Annotated in this window: 17 protein-coding genes; 5 read left to right on the top strand and 12 right to left on the bottom strand. The window is 63.4% G+C overall.

What is annotated here, in order from left to right; all coding sequences use genetic code 11:
- Positions 1-23: 23 nt before the first annotated feature.
- From thiQ to thiB, 3 genes are read right to left on the bottom strand one after another with little or no spacing between them, the layout of a single operon-like run.
- Positions 24-773 carry a thiamine ABC transporter ATP-binding protein gene (gene thiQ, locus N1058_RS11910; RefSeq protein ID WP_265517757.1) on the bottom strand — a complete coding sequence of 250 codons (750 nt, stop codon included), beginning with the start codon at positions 771-773 and terminating at the stop codon, positions 24-26.
- Positions 770-2,407 (bottom strand): thiamine/thiamine pyrophosphate ABC transporter permease, encoded by a 1,638-nt coding sequence (gene thiP / locus N1058_RS11905; RefSeq protein WP_265517756.1) that lies wholly within the window; start codon positions 2,405-2,407, stop codon positions 770-772. Before thiP ends, thiQ begins: the two co-directional genes overlap by 4 nt.
- Positions 2,383-3,381, bottom strand: a complete 999-nt coding sequence (gene thiB / locus N1058_RS11900) for a thiamine ABC transporter substrate binding subunit (protein WP_265517754.1) — start codon at positions 3,379-3,381, stop codon at positions 2,383-2,385. Before thiB ends, thiP begins: the two co-directional genes overlap by 25 nt.
- A gap of 238 nt (positions 3,382-3,619) precedes the next feature.
- Between thiB and N1058_RS11895 the strand changes: the two genes are divergently transcribed.
- The 5 genes from N1058_RS11895 to N1058_RS11875 all read left to right on the top strand — a co-directional run bounded on the left by N1058_RS11895 (position 3,620) and on the right by N1058_RS11875 (position 8,751).
- Entirely contained in the window at positions 3,620-4,267 is a 648-nt protein-coding gene (locus N1058_RS11895; RefSeq protein ID WP_265517887.1) for a thiamine diphosphokinase, read from the top strand.
- A gap of 1 nt (position 4,268) precedes the next feature.
- Positions 4,269-6,083 (top strand): ABC-F family ATP-binding cassette domain-containing protein, encoded by a 1,815-nt coding sequence (locus N1058_RS11890; RefSeq protein WP_265517753.1) that lies wholly within the window; start codon positions 4,269-4,271, stop codon positions 6,081-6,083.
- Between the two features lie 79 nt (positions 6,084-6,162).
- Positions 6,163-7,104, top strand: coding sequence for a tyrosine recombinase XerC (locus N1058_RS11885; RefSeq protein ID WP_265517752.1), 942 nt, complete (start codon positions 6,163-6,165; stop codon positions 7,102-7,104).
- 60 nt (positions 7,105-7,164) lie between these two features.
- Complete coding sequence (locus N1058_RS11880; protein ID WP_265517751.1) at positions 7,165-8,238, top strand: TraB/GumN family protein; 1,074 nt, start codon at positions 7,165-7,167, stop codon at positions 8,236-8,238.
- 117 nt (positions 8,239-8,355) lie between these two features.
- Positions 8,356-8,751 (top strand): hypothetical protein, encoded by a 396-nt coding sequence (locus N1058_RS11875; protein WP_265517750.1) that lies wholly within the window; start codon positions 8,356-8,358, stop codon positions 8,749-8,751.
- A 59-nt stretch (positions 8,752-8,810) separates the two neighbouring features.
- Here the strand turns inward: N1058_RS11875 and lpdA are convergent, their stop codons facing one another.
- From lpdA to mdh, 9 genes are all read right to left on the bottom strand, one after another.
- Positions 8,811-10,217, bottom strand: coding sequence for a dihydrolipoyl dehydrogenase (lpdA, locus tag N1058_RS11870; RefSeq protein WP_265517749.1), 1,407 nt, complete (start codon positions 10,215-10,217; stop codon positions 8,811-8,813).
- Positions 10,218-10,296: 79 nt separating this feature from the next.
- Positions 10,297-10,938 carry a LysE family translocator gene (locus N1058_RS11865; RefSeq protein WP_265517748.1) on the bottom strand — a complete coding sequence of 214 codons (642 nt, stop codon included), beginning with the start codon at positions 10,936-10,938 and terminating at the stop codon, positions 10,297-10,299.
- A gap of 81 nt (positions 10,939-11,019) precedes the next feature.
- A complete protein-coding gene (locus N1058_RS11860) occupies positions 11,020-11,505 on the bottom strand; it encodes a hypothetical protein (protein WP_265517747.1) in 486 nt (161 codons plus the stop codon).
- Positions 11,506-11,538: 33 nt separating this feature from the next.
- Entirely contained in the window at positions 11,539-13,149 is a 1,611-nt protein-coding gene (gene odhB, locus N1058_RS11855; protein ID WP_265517746.1) for a 2-oxoglutarate dehydrogenase complex dihydrolipoyllysine-residue succinyltransferase, read from the bottom strand.
- Positions 13,150-13,178: 29 nt separating this feature from the next.
- Entirely contained in the window at positions 13,179-16,169 is a 2,991-nt protein-coding gene (locus N1058_RS11850; RefSeq protein WP_265517745.1) for a 2-oxoglutarate dehydrogenase E1 component, read from the bottom strand.
- A 134-nt stretch (positions 16,170-16,303) separates the two neighbouring features.
- Positions 16,304-17,206, bottom strand: a complete 903-nt coding sequence (gene sucD, locus N1058_RS11845) for a succinate--CoA ligase subunit alpha (RefSeq protein WP_265517744.1) — start codon at positions 17,204-17,206, stop codon at positions 16,304-16,306.
- Positions 17,207-17,214: 8 nt separating this feature from the next.
- Entirely contained in the window at positions 17,215-17,586 is a 372-nt protein-coding gene (locus N1058_RS11840; RefSeq protein WP_265517743.1) for a cupin domain-containing protein, read from the bottom strand.
- A gap of 3 nt (positions 17,587-17,589) precedes the next feature.
- Positions 17,590-18,786 carry an ADP-forming succinate--CoA ligase subunit beta gene (gene sucC / locus N1058_RS11835; RefSeq protein ID WP_265517742.1) on the bottom strand — a complete coding sequence of 399 codons (1,197 nt, stop codon included), beginning with the start codon at positions 18,784-18,786 and terminating at the stop codon, positions 17,590-17,592.
- Between the two features lie 14 nt (positions 18,787-18,800).
- Positions 18,801-19,766 (bottom strand): malate dehydrogenase, encoded by a 966-nt coding sequence (mdh, locus tag N1058_RS11830; protein WP_265517741.1) that lies wholly within the window; start codon positions 19,764-19,766, stop codon positions 18,801-18,803.
- Between the last annotated feature and the right edge of the window lie 106 nt (positions 19,767-19,872).

Here is a 19,872-nt window from a genome sequence, read left to right as displayed (position 1 = left end):
ATTGCGGCAGGCAATGCCCGTGCTCATTCTTTCCTTCCCTGTGCGCCGAGATAGAGATCGAATGCTTCGGGGCCATTGCCCGAGAGGAAATCCGATGTAGAGCCGATCCCGGCGATACGGCCACCGTCGACCACGATCATCGTTTCCGTCAGCCGGGCCGCGTCGCGCGGGTCGTGGGTCGCCATGAGGATGGTCATGGCGTGGTCGCGATGGAGTTCTTTCATGAGGTCCAGCATTCCGTCACGCAGGGCAGGCCCGAGCGAGGCGAAGGGCTCGTCCAAGAGTAGTACCGGCCGGTCGCGCACGAGCACCCGGGCCAGCGCCACACGCTGACGCTCGCCACCTGAAAGCGCGTGCGGCAGGCGGCGTTCCTTTCCGACAAGCCCCGTGCGCTCCAGCGCAGCGGCGATGTCGGTCCGGTCCTGTTCGCTCAGGCGCAGCCGGGGCGACCTGCCGAGACCGACATTCTGCTCCACGGTGAGATGGGCGAAAAGGTTGTTCTCCTGAAACACCATCGAGACCGGTCGCCTGGCGGGGGCGAGGTCCGTCACATCCTGCCCGCCGATCAGTATCCGGCCGGCATCGGGTCTTTCAAAGCCCGCGACGAGGTTGAGCAGCGTGGATTTGCCCGAGCCGCTCGGGCCCATTACGGCGACGATGTCGGAGGATTCGATCTGCAGATCGAACAGCATCGCGGTGCCTCCAGGATAGGTGAAGGATGTCCGATCCAGCCTTATGGAAGCGCCATACCGGCTTGTTGCGTCAGTTTTCATGCGCGCTCCTTACCCCAGCGGCCCGCAAGAAACATCAGCACCATGCATAACAATCCCAGAAACAGCGCGAGCCCGGCTGCATCGGCGGTTCGGTAGCTGCTCATGCGCTGGAGCAGCAGATAGGGCAAGGTCTGCACCTGATCGCTGCCGAACAGCGCGATGACACCGAGATCGCCCAGCGAAAGCGCCATGGCGAAAGCGAAGGCAGTGCCCGCCGGCCCGCGCAGGCTCGGCCAGTCGACAAGCCGCACGCGGTTCCACCCGCCGATGCCGAGCGCCAGGCACAGCTTCTCGTGGCGGGCGCTGGCGGCATCGTGGGCTGGACGCAATACCCTGACGGTGAAGGGCATCGCCATGACCGCATTGACCGTGATGACCATCATCGGCGCGAAAGCAAAGACATCGCCCAGGTGGCGGAGCAGGATGAACCAGCCCGCGCCGATGATGATCGGAGGCACGATCAACACCAGCATGGCGCCGGTGTCGGTCATCTGCTCGAACGGACCGATGGACCCGCCGCCCCTGCGGATTTCCAGCGCGCGGCGGGCCATGACGAGGGCTATCGACAGAAGCAGGCAGAGTGCCGCGGAACTGGCCGAAAAGATGAGGCTGGTCCGCAATGCGGCCAGGAATGCCGCTTCCTGCGCGAGGCGCGACAATTCCGATTGCAGCCCCGCCAGAACGGTCGCGAGCATGGGACCGGCGACGAAGGCGAGCGCCGTCAGGATGATGGCCGCATTGGCCAGCTTTTCCGAATTGCCTGGGAACAGCGCACGCCGGGGCGAGGCGGGCAGGCTGGCGTCACCGGTGACAGAAGCGCCGAGGCGGCCCATCGCGGCCACGATCAGCGCCGTCAGCGCGACTTGCGTCAGGGTCAGGGCGATGGCGCGGGCTGGGTCGAAATCGAACCGCAGCGCTTGGTAGATCGCCACTTCCAGCGTTGTGGCGCGGGGGCCGCCGCCAAGCGTCAGTACGATGGTGAAGGAGGTTGCGCAAAGCATGAAGACGAGCCCCGCCACGCCCGGCAGGGCGGCGCGCAGGACAGGCCACTCGATGAAGCGGAAAGAAGCGCGCGCGCCCATGCCGAGTTGTGCCGAAAGGCGCCATTGATTGGTCGGAATGTTCTCCAGCGCGGCCAGCAGCAGACGGGCCGCCAGCGGAAGATTGAAGAAGACGTGGGCGACGAGAATGCCCGAAAGGCCGTAAATGCCCGGCCAGCGATCCTGCGCCAAAGCCGAGAATACCGGCGCAAAATAGCCGGCGCGCCCATAGAGCGCCAGAACGCCAAGCGCGGCGACGATGGCGGGGAGCGCCAGCGGAACGGCGAAAAGCTGGAGGATGAAGCTGCGCCCGAAGAACCGGGGGTGCCGCGCCAGGGCCCGCGCCACGAAGATGGCGGGGATCACCGAGAGCACGGTGGAAAGCAGCGCCTGCCAGAGCGTGAAGCGGGCAACGCGCACGAGATAGGGATCGAACGCGGCGAGCGCCCCCCGCCAGTCGCCGGTGGCTTCCACCAGCAGGCCGGCAAAGGCGCCGCCGACCAGAAATGCGATCGCCGCCAGCGCGAATGCGCCAGCGGCGATGCGGCCGTTGAACGAGGTGGAGCGCGTCACTGGCTCATCACGGCAAGCCACTCGTCGACCCAGGCCTTGCGGTTCGCCGCCACTTCCTCCGGCGTAAAGAGCAGTGCGCGGGCCGGTTGGACCAAGTCGCCGAAGACGGGGTTCAGCGGCTGGGACGTCTGGCCGGCGGGAAACATCCAGTTGGTTTCGGGGATCACGTCCTGGAAGCCGGGGCCGGTCATGAAGGAAAGGAACTGGTCGGCCAACGGATTGCCGGCGCCGGTCGCGGTCTTGGCAGCTACCTCGATCTGCAGGTAGTGGCCTTCCTCGAACGCGGCCGCCTTGTATCTCTCGCTGTCCTCGGCGATGCGGTGATAGGCGGGCGACGTGGTGTAGGAAAGGACCATCGGTGCCTCGCCGCTGGTGAAGAGACCGTAGGATTCGCTCCAGCCCGGCGTCACCGTCAGCACCTTGTCTTCGAGCTTGGCCCAGGCGGTGGCGGCCTCGCCGCCATAGACGGCTTTCATCCACAGGAGCAGGCCGAGGCCGGGGGTGGAGGTGCGCGGATCCTGAATGGCGATCTTCAAGTCGCTGTCGCTCTCCACCAGCTCCTTGAGGCTGGCCGGCGGCGCGGACACGGCTTCCGTGTCGTAGACAAAGGCGAAGTAGCCGTAGTCATAGGGTACGAAGACATCATCCTCGTAGCCGCCGGGCACGTCGATCCTGCCGAGGTCGACATCATGCGGGACGAACAGACCCGTTTCCTTTGCATCGTGGATGAGGTTCGTATCGAGCCCCAGAACGATGTCGGCTTTCGTGTTCTCGCCCTCCAGCCTGACGCGATTGAGCAGCGCAACGCCGTCGGCGACCGAAATGAACTCCAGATCGCAACCGCATTCGGCTTCGAACGCTTCCTCCACTTTCGGACCGGGACCCCAGTCGGCGGTGAAGCTTTCATAGGTGTAGATGGTGAGCTTTTCCTGCGCTGCCGCCGGCAGCATGCCTGCGGCAAGGCCAAAGATCAGGAGTGGGAGAATGGTTTTCATGCGCATTGGGCGCCTCCTCGGGTTCGGATTCAGGGGAATGAGGCGCTGTCGCGTCTAATCCCTCCGCCGGTGCAAGCCGGGTCAGGTTCAGCGGGTTGGTTTACGACCTCTCAGCAGGTCGCCCAGATGGCGGCCGGCACCCCGTTAGAGCGGTTGGGAAAATAGGGCGGGTGACGGTGGGGCGCAAGTGCTGTTCCGCGTTGGCGCATCGCCCGGCTTCGTGATATGCGCCACGACTATGAGCCGTTTCGCCATTCTCCTCGGCGGTGATGTTCACCGCACCCCCGAACTCGACGCGCAGCTTTCAGGCAGTCGCGTCTTCGCGGCCGATTCAGGCATGCGGCATGCCGCCGTGCTGGAGCTGGCGCCGGAACTCTGGCTCGGCGATTTCGATTCGACGTCCGATGAACTGCTGAAGCAGTTTCCGGGTACTCCGCGCGAGATATATCCGCCGGACAAGGACAAGACCGACGGCGAACTGGCCATCGATACGGCGCTGGCGGCCGGGGCAAGCGAACTCGTTCTTGTCGGCGCGTTCGGCGGGGAGCGGCCGGATCACGCCTTCCTGCACATGACGCTGGCGTTGCAGCTTGCCGAACGCGGTGTATCCGTGTTCTTGACCAGCGGCGCGCAGGAGGGGCAAGCCCTGTTGCCGGGCGTCCGTCATGAATTCGATTATGGCGAGGGCACGCTCTTTTCCATCCTGGCATTCGGCGAGCTTGCGGGGCTCACCGTCGAGGGCGCGAAATGGCCGCTCAACGATGTGGTCGTGCCGTTCGGCTCCTCGCTGACGATTTCCAACGAGGTTCGGGGAAGCCTGTCCGTCAGGTTGGAAGTGGGCCGGGCGCTGCTGGTAGCCCATCTTGTTACCGAGGGGGAGCGCTGACATGGCGCCGCCGCTGTTGAAACTGGAAGATATCCGCCTGACATTCGGCGGCACGCCCCTTCTGGATGGCGCGTCGCTGATGGTTGGCCCCGGCGAGCGCATCGCGCTGGTGGGGCGCAACGGGTCGGGCAAGTCGACACTCCTCAAGATCGCCGCCGGGATGGTGGAGCCGCAGGATGGAGAGGTGTTTCGCCAGCCGAGCGCGACGGTGCGCTATCTCGCGCAGGCGCCCGACTGGCAGGGTTATGCCACCGTGCGGGCATATGTGGAGGCGGGGTTGGGGCCTGCGGACGATATGAACCGGGTGGCGCTGGTGATCGATCGGCTGGGGCTGACCGGCGAGGAAGATCCGGCCACACTGTCGGGCGGCGAAGCGCGGCGGGCGGCACTGGCCCGCGTGCTGGCACCCGAACCCGATCTGCTGCTTCTCGACGAGCCGACAAACCATCTGGATCTGGCGACCATCGAATGGCTGGAGGAAGAACTGCAGCGCTCCTCCTCGGCCCTTGTCACCATCTCGCACGACAGGCGTTTCCTGGAGCGGGTCAGCCGGGCGACGGTATGGCTCGACCGGGGCGTGACGCGCCGGCTCGACAAGGGCTTCGCCCACTTCGAGGATTGGCGCGATACCGTGCTCGAAGAGGAAGAGCGCGAGCAGCACAAGCTGGGGCGGCAGATCGCCCGCGAGGAGCACTGGCTGCGCTACGGCGTGACGGCACGACGCAAGCGTAATGTGCGCCGGCTGGGCGAGTTGCAGGGGCTGCGTGAAAAGCATCGCACGCATCGCCGCGCCGAGGGTTTAGCAACCATGCAGGCGAGCGACGCGGCCGAATCCGGCAAGCTGGTGATCGAGGCCAAGGGGCTGAACAAATCCTATGACGGGCATCCGATTGTTGCCGATTTCTCCGCGCGTATCCTGCGCGGCGACCGGATCGGCTTTGTTGGCCCAAACGGGGCGGGCAAGACGACGCTGATCAATCTCTTGATCGGGCGACTTGCGCCGGACTCGGGCACGCTCCGGCTGGGCGCCAATCTGGAAGTCGCCGTTCTCGACCAGAAGCGGACGCTCGATCCGTCCGAAACGCTCAGCCATTTCCTGACCGACGGGCGCGGCGACAGCGTGGTGGTCAACGGCCTGGAGCGGCATGTCGTTTCCTATATGAAGGACTTCCTGTTCAAGCCCGAGCAGGCGCGCACGCCGATCCGCGAGCTTTCCGGCGGCGAGAAGGCGCGGCTGGTGCTGGCCCGGCTCCTGTCGCGGCCGGCCAACCTGCTGGTTCTCGATGAGCCGACAAACGATCTCGACATGGAGACGCTCGACCTTTTGCAGGAGCTGGTGGAGGACTTTCCAGGCACGGTGCTTCTGGTCAGCCATGACCGCGATTTTCTCGACCGGACGGCGACGAGCACCATAGCGCCGGAGGGCGGCGGGCGCTGGACGGAATATGCCGGCGGCTATTCCGATATGATGGCGCAGCGCAAGGGCGAGGAACTGGAACGGCGCAAGGCGCGCGGCCAGGCGGATGCCGCAAAGGGCAAGGGCAGCGGACCGACCCCACGCCCGGCCAAGCCCAATGCGCAAAAGCTTTCCTACAAGCAGAAATTCGCGCTGGAGACGCTGCCGGAGAAGATCGCGCAGCTTGGCGCGGAGATCGAGGCGCTGGAGGCCAAGCTGTCCGACCCGGCACTTTATACGCGCGATGCCGTCGCGTTTCAGCGGTTCACGAAGGAACTGGACGAAAAACGCGCCACGCGCGACCGGCTGGAAGAGGAATGGCTGGAACTGGAGATGCTGCGCGAGGAAGTCGAGGGCTAGGTCCTGAATCCCAGGTTAGCCGGCATTCACCGGCCGCTAACCTTCCCTTGCCATAATGGTGTTTTCCAACGGGCGCGCCATGACGCAGGAATTCCTCATTGCAGCCAGACCCGACCTTCAGGCCGCGCGCGGCGAGTGGTTGCAGACGCTCGCCGGCGAACGGCGCCTGGCAAAGCTGACGGTGGAGGCCTATGAGCGCGACACGCGGCAGTTTCTGCAATTCCTGACCGGCCATTGCGGTGGCGCGCCGGGCATTGCCGACATCGCCGATCTGAGACCTGCCGATTTTCGTGCCTTTCTGGCCGCGCGACGCAATGGCGGTGCGGGTGCGCGCACGCTGGGGCGGGGGTTGGCCGGTATCCGCTCTTTCCTGCGGTTCCTGGAAAAGCGCGGCCTCGTGAATGCGGCCGGCGCTTCCGCCCTGCACTCGCCGCGCGCACCCAAGGGATTGCCGAAGCCGCTGACGGCGGCCGATGCGCGGCGTGTGTCCAGCGGCGACGGGCAGCTTGCAGAGGAACCTTGGATCGCGGCCAGGAACGCCGCTGTCCTGGCGCTGCTTTATGGATCGGGCCTGCGCATTTCCGAGGCTCTGGGGCTTACGGGCGGTGACCTCGTCTCACCGCGCGAGGAGACGCTTCGCATCACCGGCAAGGGCGGCAAGACGCGGCTCGTGCCGGTCCTGCCCGTGGTCCACAGGGCGGCGGCGGAATACAGGCGGCTTTGCCCCTATCATCTGAGCCCGAACCAGCCGCTGTTTCGCGGCGCGCGGGGCGGGGCGCTGCGGCCGGCAATCATTCAGCGCGAGATGCAGAAGATGCGCTCGGCGCTGAACCTTCCCGACACCGCCACCCCGCATGCGTTGCGCCATTCGTTCGCCACGCATCTGCTCGCCCGGGGCGGGGATCTTCGCGCCATTCAGGAACTTTTGGGCCATGCCAGCCTGTCGACGACGCAGGTCTATACGGCAGTCGATACATCCCGGTTACTGGAAATTTACGATGCCGCGCATCCGCGCGCGTGAAATGCACGGTTCTGTTGCCGGTTAACCGATTTTTCCACATTTTGCCGATACGCCTCGAACATGAGAAAAAACCGCGCTCTTGCCGATCGTATCGCCAACACATCGCTGTGGCTGCTTGCCGCCGTGAATGTGCTGTTCGTGCTGGCTTTTGCCGTCACGCTGCTGTTCGCGACCTCGCCGGCGCATTCGCAGGCGGATGAGACGATCGCCTGCAATGGCCGGAACCTGCTGGAGGAGTTTCTCAGGAACGATCCGGAACAGGTTGTCGAGATCGAGCGCGAAGCCGGGCGAACGCCCAATGGCAAGGGACTCCTGTGGAAGATCGAAAAGGACGGCATCGCGCCGTCCTTTCTCTTTGGGACGATGCATGTAACCGATCCGCGTGTCACCAGCCTGCCCGATGCCGCGAAAGCGGCCTTCGACGAGGCCCGGACGGTGGTGATCGAGACGACGGACATTTTGGACCAGCAGGCGGTCATGGCCGCCATGGTGGAAGAGCCCGGCCTGATGATGTTCCCGCCCGGCGAGGCACTGACCGACCATCTGACGGCGGAACAGCGGGAAATCGTTTCCACGGCGCTCGATGCGCGAGGGGTGCCGCTCTCGAGCGTGGTGAAGATGAAGCCGTGGATGCTTGTTTCCCTGGTTGCACTGCCTGCCTGCGAGCAGGCGCGCCAGCAGGCGGGAAAGCCGGTGCTCGACGTGAAGCTGGCGAAGGACGCGAAGGCGGCCGGCAAGAAGCTTGCCGGGCTTGAAAGCGTGGGAGAACAGCTTCGCGCCATGGCCTCGCTGCCGATGCCGTTTCACATCGAGGGTCTGGTCAGTACGCTTTCGATGGGCGACCGGGTGGACGATGTGATCGAGACGATGATCCAGCTCTACAGCGACGGCGAGACCGCGATGTTCCGACCGATGCTGGAACAAGCCGTTCCAGGCGACGGGGCAAGCATGGGATATGCCGAATTCGAAGCGGCCATGGTAACCGCCCGCAATGCGACCATGGCCGAGCGCGCGCTGCCCATTTTGAAGAAGGGACATGCCTTCATTGCCGTTGGTGCCATGCATCTTCCCGGCAAGGACGGTCTCGTCGAGAAGTTGCGCCAGGCGGGATACAGGGTTACCCGCGCCCTATAAAACCAAAAATCGGATTTTTCCGTTTCGGCGTGGCGGACCCGCCCCGCCGCAGGCCAGGGAACACTCCAACCCTTTGGTGCGTTTCAACGCTACCGAGGCGAACCCCTGGAGAGTTCAATGGCAAATCCTGACAAGAGACCCGGCAGCGGCGACCCCACGCGGGACCCGCATGATCCTGCGGCAGGCCCCAGCACGCCACCGCCACCCGATGCCACGCGTGTGCGGGGTTCGGGGAGCGGTGCCAGCACGTTCGTCATCGTTGCCGTGCTGGCGGCCATATTGGTTATCCTGTTTCTGGTGTTCGGCGGCGGCGCCTTCTTTGGAGATACGGAGACTACATTGGCGCCCGAGGGCGGGAATGTAACCGTTGTTCCCGAAGGAGGTGCCGGCGGGGAAGCAACGCCCGCGCCGGAGACTGGAGCCGCTCCCACGGATACGGCCCCTGCCGCGCCGGAAACCGAAGGTCCAGCCGGTGAAGCGCCGGCTGAACAAGAACCGCCGGCAGCTCAATAGGAGCGAGAATACCAGGGGCGCGGCGCAAACCGCGTCCCCTCGATTCCCGCGGCCGATGTTCAGGAATGAATGGGCTTGGCGAATGCGCCGAGCGCGGCTTCCTTGACCGCTTCCGACATGGTCGGATGGGCATGGCAGGTGCGGGCGAGATCTTCGGAGGAACCGGAGAACTCCATCAACACGGCAGCCTCATGGATCATTTCGCCAGCGCCGAAACCCACGATATGTGCGCCCAGGACACGGTCCGTCTTCTTGTCGGCCAGCACCTTCACGAATCCATCCGTATGCAGCATGGAGCGTGCACGGCCATTGGCCGAAAAGGGGAACTTGCCGACATTGTATTCAACGCCGGCCTTCTTCAGCTCCTCTTCCGTCCTGCCGACGGAGGCGATTTCGGGGCTCGTATAGACGACGCTTGGAATGACGTCATAATTCACGTGACCGGCCTGACCGGCCAGGGTCTCGGCCACCGCCACACCTTCTTCCTCTGCCTTGTGGGCCAGCATCGGCCCGGCGATTACGTCGCCGATCGCGTAAATGCCTTCGACATTGGTGCGCAGGTGCTTATCGGTCTTGACCCGGCCCTGCTTGTCCGTCTCTATGCCGGCCTCCTTGAGGCCGAGACCTTCCGTATACGGTCTGCGGCCGGTGGAGATCAGCACGATATCGGTTTCGATCGTCTCTGCGTCGCCGCCCTTGGCCGGTTCGAAGGTCACCTTCGCACCCTTGCCGGCCTTGGAAACGTCAGTCACCTTCTGCCCGAGCTTGAAGGTGAAGCCCTGCTTGGAAAGCATGCGCTGGAACTGCTTGGCGACCTCGCCGTCCATACCGCCGAGAATGGTATCGAGATATTCGACCACCGTGACCTCGGCCCCGAGGCGCGCCCAGACGGAGCCGAGCTCGAGCCCGATCACGCCGCCTCCCACGACCACCATCTTCGAAGGCACCTTGGAAAGCTCCAGCGCGCCGGTGGACGATACGATGACCTTCTCGTCGAACTTCACGTCGACGCCGGGAATGCCGTTTACATCCGAGCCCGTGGCGATGACGATGTTTTTCGTCTCGACCGTCTGCTCCTTGCCGTCTGCATCCTTGACGGTGACCTTGCCCTTGCCGGCGATCGAGCCGGTGCCGCGCAGAACGTCGATCTTGTTCTTCTTCATCAGGAAGTCGAGACCCTTGGTGTTCTGGTCGACCGAGTTCTGGCGGTGCGCCATCATCTTCTTCAGGTCGAGCTTCGGCTTGCCGATATCGATGCCGAGATCGGCGAAGGAGTGCGAGGCTTCCGCGAACATTTCCGATGCGTGCAGCAGGGCCTTGGAGGGAATGCAGCCGACATTCACACAGGTGCCGCCATGGGTCGGCAGCTTTTCGACGACGGCGGTCTTCAGGCCAAGCTGGGCGGCCTTGATGGCGCACACATAACCGCCCGGACCGGTTCCGATGACGACGAGATCGTATGACATGAATTTTCCCTTCGTTTCGGCCGCATTGCTGTCAGCCAGTCGTGATAATTGGTTTTCGGATTGCCGGGAATTGACGTCTTCAGCCCGCTTTTTCGGTAGCCAGTTTCAGGCCGAGGCCGAGGAAGACAAGGCCGCCGACACGGTTGATCCATACGCCGATGCGATTGAACCCTTGCCTTACGGAGGGTGTCGTCATGAAGATGGATACGCCGACAAACCAAGCGATAAGCGCTGTCGCCATCACGCATCCGTAGAAAAACTTGACCACCGCCGGCGTCTCGATGTGGACGACCGTCGAGAAGATCGACAGGAAAAAGAAGACCGGTTTCGGGTTGAGCGCGTTGGTGGCGAACCCGATCAGGAATGCCTTGAGCGCGGACTGGTTCTGGGCCGGCGCTTCGGTCGGAACCGGTGCGGTTTCCATGGTCGGCGGCCTGGCGCGAAGCGACTGGATGCCGATATAGGTAAGATAGGCCACACCACACCATTTGAGGATATTGAAGGCGTAGACCGATTGGGAGATGAGCAGGCCAAGCCCCAGAACGGTATACGTCACGTGGAACAGCAGGGCGCATCCGATGCCAATGCTGGTCAGGATGGCGGCGCGCCGCCCGTTGACGATGGATTGACGCATCACCATCGCCAGATCCGCTCCTGGCGAAATAATCGCAAATGAGAAAATTGCCATCAGGGAAAGGAGTTCAGGCCAATATGCGCTCATTTCCGCCTCGTCGGTTTGCAACTCATGTTGCTCAATATCTCTTCCAACATCAAAGTAGGGGCAACATCAAATTGCGGACCATTATTCCTGGCATCCGGTGATTTCATAGACGTCGAAGCCGGGTAGGGCTGTCTCGCCGTCATTGAGTGTGCTGAAATGCAGCGCCCGGCTCAAGTCCGTCATGATAAGCTGCTGCGCGGCATCGTCACGGGGGCCGGGAAGCAGCCCGACATCGCCCGCATCGTCGACTGCGTACACCACGCCGCGCCACAATGTGCAGGCGGCAAGTTCCTCCCCGGTCGCGTCGCCGGTGGGACAGTCCTTCAGCAGCAAGCCGTCCGGGCGTCCGCCGCCGGATTGCCATTCCACATGGCCTTCGATGGGAGCCGCATCGGGAAGGATCAGGCGAAAGGTGTTGCTGGCGGCGACCATGTCCATATTGGGGATGAAGTCGATGGCCGTTTGGCCGCCGACTTCCTGATAAATCGCCAAGGCCTGCGGGCAGGCGGCCTCGACGGCGTTCGCCAGGCCAAGAAGGGCAGGCACGGTCAGGAATGTCCATGTCATTCGCATTTCGCGCCTGCCGCCGTTTTCAGCTGCCTAAAGATCGAGCACCAGACGCTCGGGATCTTCCAGCACTTCCTTCACGCGTACCAGGAAGGTGACCGCCTCCTTGCCGTCGACGATGCGGTGATCGTAGGAAAGCGCCAGATACATCATCGGGCGGACGACGACCTGCCCGCCGACGACCATCGGCCGCTCCTGGATCTTGTGCATGCCGAGGATGCCCGACTGCGGGGCGTTGAGGATCGGTGTCGACATGAGCGAGCCATAGACGCCGCCATTGGAGATGGTGAAGGTGCCGCCCTGCATGTCCGCCATTGAGAGCTTGCCGTCGCGCGCGGCAACTCCGAGCCGGCCGATCTCCTTCTCGATCTCGGCAATCGTCATCCGGTCGGCATCGCGCACCACCGGCACGACAAGGCCTTTCTCGGTGCCGACAGCGACGCCGATATGGCAGAAGTTCTTGTAGATGATGTCGGTGCCGTCGATCTCGGCATTGACTGCAGGGATCTCGTTAAGGGCATGGCAGACGGCCTTGGAGAAGAAGCCCATGAAACCGAGCTTCACGCCGTGCTTCTTCTCGAACAGGTCCTTGTACTTCTTGCGCAGTTCCATCACCGCCGTCATGTCCACCTCGTTGAACGTGGTCAGCATGGCGGCCGTGGCCTGGGCCTCTTTCAGGCGGCGGGCGATGGTCTGGCGCAGCCGGGTCATCTTCACCCGCTCCTCGCGTGCCTCATCCTCTCCGGAGGAAGGCGCGCGGGTTGCCTTCGGCTTCTCGGCCGGCTCGCTCGGCGCGCCGCGTCCAGTGTCCTTGCCGCGTTCTATCGCCGCGAGGACATCTCCCTTGAGCACCTGGCCTTCCTTGCCGGAGCCGGCGATCTCGGAAGCTTTCAGGCCATGTTCCTCCATCAGCTTGGCAGCGGCGGGCGCTGGCGGGCGGGCGGATTCTCCGCCGCCGCCGCCATGGCGGACATCGCGCGCGGCGGTGGATGCAGCCTCGCCGACGGGAGCCTCGTCCTTTTCCTCCTGCTTCGCGGTTGCTTTCGCTTCGGCCTTTCCGGTATCCGCAGATGCGCCTTCCTCGATGCGGGCCAGCAGCGCGCCGACCTTCACCTCGTCGCCGCTTCCGACGGCCAGTTCGCGGATCACACCGGCGACCGGCGCCATGACTTCCTGGGCCGCCTTGTCGGTTTCAAGCTCGAGAATCGCTTCGTCGGCCTTAACGGTGTCGCCCACCTTCTTGTAGACCTCGCCGACCTGAGCCTCGGTCACCGATTCCCCCGCCGAGGGAACATTGACGTCGACGAGCTTGCCACCGGGCGCCTTCCCGTCGCCCTCATCAGCTTGCTCGGTCTTTTCTTTCTTGGCGGCTGGCTTGTCGCTTTTCGCAGACGCGGCTTCACCGTTGCCTTCGCCGATCATGCCCAGCAGTGCACCGACTTCGACGGTGGTGCCTTCCTCGGCGGATATCTCCTCCAGCGTGCCCGCGGCAGACGCGGGGACCTCTATGGTGACCTTGTCGGTTTCAAGTTCGACGACAGGCTCATCGACGGCAATCGCCTCGCCCTTCTTCTTGAACCAGCGGCCGATGGTTGCCTCGGTGACGGATTCTCCCAGAGTGGGAACGCGGATTTCGGTAGCCATAGGTCTCGTTTCCGTTGGTTCTGTTCAGACTATTCGCCGCCCAGCGCATCTTCGAGGAAGGCGGCGAGCTGTTCCAGGTGTTTCGACATGAGGCCGGTGGCGGGCGAGGCGGCGGCCGGACGGCCGGTGTAGCGCACCCGCTTGTGCTTGGCGTCAATGTGCTGCAGCACCCATTCCAGATAGGGGTCGATGAACGACCATGCGCCCATGTTCTTGGGCTCTTCCTGGCACCAGGCCATCTCCGCATTGCGGAAGCGCGACAGTTCGGTAATCAACGCCTTGGCCGGGAAAGGGTAGAGCTGTTCGATACGCAGCAGGTAGACATCGTCGATACCGCGCTTCTCGCGTTCTTCGTAAAGGTCGTAATAGACCTTGCCCGAGCACATGACGACGCGGCGGATCTTTGAATCCTTGACCAGCTTGATGGGCTGATCGCCCGGATGTTGCGCATCGTCCCACAGAAGGCGGTGGAACGAGCTTTCACCGGACATTTCCGACAGGGTCGAGACCGCTCGCTTGTGGCGCAGCAGTGATTTCGGCGTCATCAGGATGAGCGGCTTGCGAAAGTCGCGCTTGAGCTGGCGGCGCAGGATGTGGAAGTAGTTCGACGGTGTGGTGCAGTTGGCGACCTGCATATTGTCTTCCGCGCACATTTGCAGGAAACGTTCCAGCCGCGCCGAGGAGTGTTCGGGCCCCTGACCCTCATAGCCGTGCGGCAGCAGGCAGACGAGGCCCGACATGCGCAGCCATTTGCGCTCGCCCGACGAGATGAACTGATCGAAGATCACCTGCGCGCCGTTGGCGAAGTCGCCGAACTGGGCCTCCCAAAGCGTGAGCGCCCTTGGCTCGGCCAGCGAGAAACCGTATTCGAAGCCGAGCACGGCTTCCTCGGAGAGCATCGAATTGATGGCCTCGTAGTAGGCTTGCTGAGGACCCAGATGGTTGAGCGGAATGAAACGGCTCTCGTCTTTCTGGTCGTACAGAACCGAATGACGCTGCGAGAAGGTGCCGCGCTCGGAATCCTGCCCGGAGAGGCGAACGGGGTTGCCCTCCAGGAGGATGGAGCCGAAAGCGAGCGCCTCGGCGGTCGCCCAGTCGATGCCCTCGCCCGACTCGATCATCTTCTTCCGGTTTTCCAGGAAGCGGTTGATCGTGCGGTGCGCCTCGAAATCGGCGGGGACTTCCGTGAGCTTCCTGCCGATCTCCTTGAGCGTCTTGACCGGTACAGCCGTCTTGCCGCGGCGCTGTTCGTCCTCGTTGTCCGCCCGCTTGAAGCCCGACCAGGCGCCGTCCAGCCAGTCGGCCTTGTTCGGCTTGTAGGCCTGACCGGCCTCGAACTCTGCCTCAAGATGCGCGCGCCAGCCGGATCTCATCCGGTCGATCTCCTCCTGGGCGACCAAACCTTCATCGATCAACTTCTTCGCGTAGATATCGCCTGTGGTCGGGTGCTTGCGGATCTTGCGATACATGATCGGCTGGGTGAATGCCGGCTCGTCGCCCTCGTTGTGGCCATAGCGCCGGTAGCAGAACATGTCGATGACCACCGGCTTGTGGAACATCATGCGGAATTCGGTGGCCACCTTGGCGGCATAGACCACCGCCTCCGGATCGTCGCCGTTCACGTGGAAAATCGGCGCCTCGATCATCTTCGCCACATCGGAAGGGTAGGGCGAGGAGCGGGAGAAGCGCGGATTGGTGGTGAAGCCGATCTGGTTGTTGATGATGAAGTGCACGGTGCCGCCAACGCGATGGCCGCGCAGGCCGGAAAGGCCGAAACACTCGGCAACGACGCCCTGGCCGGCAAAGGCGGCATCGCCGTGCAGAAGCAGCGGCATGACCTTGGCGCGCTCGGGCAGCGGCACTACCTCTTCGCGCTTGCGGCCGAAGACCTGGTCCTGCTTGGCGCGGGCCTTGCCCATGACGACCGGGTTGACGATCTCCAGATGCGAGGGGTTGGCCGTCAGTGACAGATGCACCTTGTTGCCGTCGAACTCGCGGTCCGAGGAGGCGCCGAGATGGTATTTCACGTCTCCGGAGCCTTCCACCTCATCAGGCGTGAAGGAGCCGCCCTTGAATTCGTGGAAGATCGCGCGGTGCGGCTTTTCCAATACCTGGGAAAGCACATTGAGGCGCCCGCGATGGGCCATGCCGAGCACGACTTCCTTGAGCCCCATGGCGCCGCCACGCTTGATGATCTGCTCGAGCGCAGGGATCAGCGCCTCGCCGCCGTCGAGGCCGAAACGCTTGGTGCCCTTGTACTTCACGTCGATGAACTGCTCGAAACCCTCGGCCTCGATCAGTTTCTGGAGGATGGCCTTCTTGCCGTTGGCGGTAAACGCCACACCCTTGTCCGGCCCTTCGATGCGCTCTTGAATCCATGCCTTTTCCTCCGGGTTGGAGATGTGCATGAATTCCACGCCGAGGGTCGAGCAATAGGTACGCTTGAGGATGTCGAGCATCTGGCGCACGGTCGCCGTCTCAAGGCCCAGCACATTGTCGATGAAGATGGGCCGGTCGAGATCTGCTTCGGTGAAGCCGTAGGCTTCCGGCGACAGCTCGTTGTAGTCCTCGAGGGGATTGGCCAGACCCAGCGGGTCGAGGTTGGCATGCAGGTGGCCGCGCATGCGGTAGGCGCGGATCATCATGATGGCGCGGACGGATTCGCGCGCCGCACGCTGGATTTCCGCTTCCGTCAGGGCGACACCGCCGTCAGCGGCCTTCTGCTTGATCTTGCTGTCGAAGTGTTTTTCGACGTCTCCCCAATCGCCGTCGAGCGCGGAGACAAGCTCGCCATTGGCGGCAATCGGCCAATTCTGCTTCTTCCACGAAGCGCCGTCGGCATTCTTCCTCACGTCGGCCGCATCGTCCTTGAGTTGGCCGAAGTAGGCCTGCCAGTCCTCGTTTACCGAGGAAGGGTCCTCCTGGAAGGCGGCGTAGAGCTCTTCGATATAGGCGGCGTTGCCGCCATAGAGGAAGGATGTGAGGGAGAATTCGTCGTTGGCTTGGTTTTGCCGTGCCATGTAAAGCTCCGGATTTTCTCCGGCTCCTTGCTTAAGCGGCCTGGACGCCGGCCGGCGCGGACGGCTTTGCCGTCATTCAATCAGTTGTGGTTTGAAACGCCAAGCTGCAAGCGCAACCTGGCGTTTCGCATTCTTCAGCCCTTGATGGCTTCCACCAGCGTGGTACCGAGGCGTGCCGGGGACGGCGACACCTTGATACCGGCTTCTTCCATCGCAGCGATCTTGTCTTCGGCGCCGCCCTTGCCGCCGGAAATCACCGCGCCGGCATGGCCCATCGTGCGCCCGGGAGGGGCGGTGCGGCCGGCGATGAAGCCGGCCATCGGCTTCTTGCGGCCCTTCTTGGCCTCGTCCTTGAGGAACTGCGCCGCTTCCTCTTCCGCCGAGCCGCCAATCTCTCCGATCATGATGATGGACTTCGTCTCGTCGTCGGCGAGGAACATTTCCAGGATGTCGATGAACTCGGTGCCCTTCACCGGATCGCCGCCGATGCCGACGGCGGTCGTCTGGCCGAGGCCTGCATTGGTGGTCTGGAACACGGCTTCATAGGTGAGCGTGCCCGAGCGCGAGACGACGCCGACCGAGCCTTTTTTGAAGATGTTGCCGGGCATGATGCCGATCTTGCATTCGTCCGGGGTCAGGACGCCCGGGCAGTTGGGGCCGAGGAGCCGCGACTTCGACTTTTCCAGCCTGGCCTTCACCTTGACCATGTCCATCACCGGGATGCCCTCGGTGATGCACACGATAAGCGGGATCTCCGCCTCGATGGCCTCGATGATGGCAGCCGCCGCGCCTGCCGGCGGGACGTAGACGACGGAGGCCGTGGCCCCGGTCTTTTCCTTGCCCTCGGCGACGGTCGCGAAAATCGGCAGCTCTTCCCCGCCCTGACCCTGCCAGGTGGTTCCGCCCTTTTTGGGGTGAATGCCGCCGACCATCTGCGTGCCGTGATAGGCCAGCGCCTGCTCGGTGTGGAAAGTGCCGGTCTTGCCGGTCAGGCCCTGGACCAGGACCTTGGTGTCTTTGTTGACGAGTATGGACATGCTTTTTCCTACAATCGCTTCAAATCGGAGACGGTCAGGTCGCTTTCGGCATTGCCGGTATTGAGGGTCGTGGCCGGCTCGAACATCAGAACGACCGGTTCCTCCGTAAGTGCGCGCGGGCGGTGTTCCACCGTTTTCGGCACCACGATGAATTCGCCTTCACCAAGCTCGACGACGCCGTCGCGGAAGTCGATGGCGATCCGGCCCCGCAGAACCAGAAACGCCTCGTCTTCCTCATCGTGGGAATGCCAGTCGAAGACCGCCCCGAATTTGGCAATCTTCACCTGGGAATCGTTCACGTCGCCCGCAATATGGGGATCGAACACCTTTTCGATGCGCCGGTCGGCGGCTTCCAGAAGAGCGATCTTGCGGGGCGGCATGGCTCAACGGCCCTTTACCGCGGCGACGATCTTCTTGGCCGCATCGTCGAGGTCGTCGGCGGCGATGACGTCGACGTCGGACTCGTTGATGATCTTCTTGCCGAGCTCGACATTGGTGCCTTCGAGGCGGACGACCAGCGGCACCTTCAGGCCCACTTCCTTCACGGCCGCGACGACGCCTTCGGCGATCACGTCGCACTTCATGATGCCGCCGAAAATGTTGACCAGGATGCCTTTCACGGCCGGGTCGGCGGTGATGATCTTGAAGGCCGCCGTCACCTTCTCCTTGGAAGCGCCGCCGCCCACGTCGAGGAAGTTGGCCGGCTCGGCGCCGTAGAGCTTGATGATGTCCATGGTCGCCATGGCAAGGCCGGCGCCGTTGACCATGCAGCCGATATTGCCGTCGAGGGCGACATAGGCGAGGTCGTGCTTGGAGGCTTCGATCTCCTTCTCGTCTTCCTCGCTGGTATCGCGCAGGGCAACAACGTCCTCGTGGCGGAACAGCGCGTTGCTGTCGAAGGAGACCTTGGCGTCCAGAACGCGCAGGCGGCCGTCTTTCATGACGATCAGCGGGTTGACCTCGAGCAGGCTCATGTCCTTCTCGGTAAAGGCATTGTAGAGGATGGGGAACAGCGTCTCGCCGTCCCTGGCTGCTTCGCCTTCAAGCTTCAGCGCTTCGTTGAGCTTCTTGACGTCTTCCACTGTGACGCCCTTTTCAGGGTCGATAGCGAGCGTCAGGATCTTCTCCGGCGTCTCCTCGGCGACCGCCTCGATGTCCATGCCGCCTTCGGTGGAGACGACAAAAGCGGGCCGACCGACCGTGCGATCGATCAGGATCGACAGGTAGAGCTCACGGTCGATGTCAGCGCCGTCTTCGATGTAGAGGCGGCCGACCTGCTTGCCTTCCGGTCCCGTCTGCTTGGTGACCAGCGTGTTGCCGAGCATTTCCTCGACATTGGCGACGACTTCCTCAATGCTCTGGGCCAGCCGCACGCCGCCCTTGGCGTCGGGGCCGAGTTCCTTGAACTTGCCCTTGCCGCGCCCGCCGGCGTGAATCTGGCTTTTCACCACATAGAGCGGTCCGGGCAGCTTTTTGGCAGCGGCTTCCGCCTCTTCCTTCTTGAAGACCGGAACGCCGTCGGCCACGGGCGCGCCGTAACCCTTCAGGAGTTGCTTGGCCTGATACTCGTGAATGTTCATGGGGCGTCGGGGTCCTATTTCTTCAGGCTGGGGGCGATTTCCGCACAGGCCTCGCAGAGACCCTGAACGGTTGCGACCGATTTGTCGAAATTCTTCTGCTCGGCCTTGTTGAGGTCGATCTCGATGATGCGCTCGACGCCGCCGGCGCCAATCACGACCGGCACGCCGACATAAAGGTCCTTCACGCCGTACTGGCCGGAAAGATGCGCCGCGCAGGGCAGCACCCGCTTCTTGTCCTTCAGGTAGCTCTCGGCCATGGAGATGGCGGAGGCGGCCGGTGCGTAAAAGGCGGAACCGGTCTTGAGCAGGCCGACGATCTCGGCGCCGCCGTCGCGGGTGCGCTGGACGATTTCCTCGACCTTCTCCTTGGAGGTCCAGCCCATCTTGACCAGATCGGGGATCGGGATTCCGGCGACCGTGGAATAGCGCGTCAGCGGCACCATGGAATCGCCGTGTCCACCCAGCACGAAGGCTGTCACGTCCTCGACGGAGACCTTGAATTCCTCGGCGAGGAAATAGCGGAAACGCGAGGAGTCCAGAACGCCGGCCATGCCGATGACATGGCTCCTGGGAAGGCCGGAGAATTTCTGCAGCGCCCACACCATGGCGTCGAGCGGGTTGGTGATGCAGATGACGAAGGCGTTGGGCGCGTATTTCTTGATGCCCGCGCCAACCTGTTCCATCACCTTGAGGTTGATGCCCAGGAGGTCGTCGCGGCTCATGCCGGGCTTGCGCGGCACGCCGGCGGTGACGATGGCAACATCGGCGCCCTCAATGGCGCTGTAGTCATTCGCACCGAGCAGTTTTGCATCGAAGCCATCGACCGGGGAGGACTCGGCGATGTCGAGGGCTTTGCCCTGCGGTGTGCCTTCGGCGATATCGAACAATACGATGTCGCCGAGTTCCTTCAGGCCGGCCATGTGGGCGAGCGTACCGCCGATCATGCCGGAGCCAATGAGAGCGATCTTGTCGCGTGCCATGTGGTGAGAATCCCCTTCCGTGATGCGCCGGAACCCGAACGTCACAGACCCGGCAATTGCAGGGTTTCGGGCCGGCTGCTGTTAGCTCGTTATTCCGGCCCAAAAT

The organism is Nitratireductor luteus, assembly GCF_026162365.1.
Classification (GTDB): domain Bacteria; phylum Pseudomonadota; class Alphaproteobacteria; order Rhizobiales; family Rhizobiaceae; genus Chelativorans; species Chelativorans luteus.
This window is presented reverse-complemented; position numbering and strand designations above follow the sequence as displayed.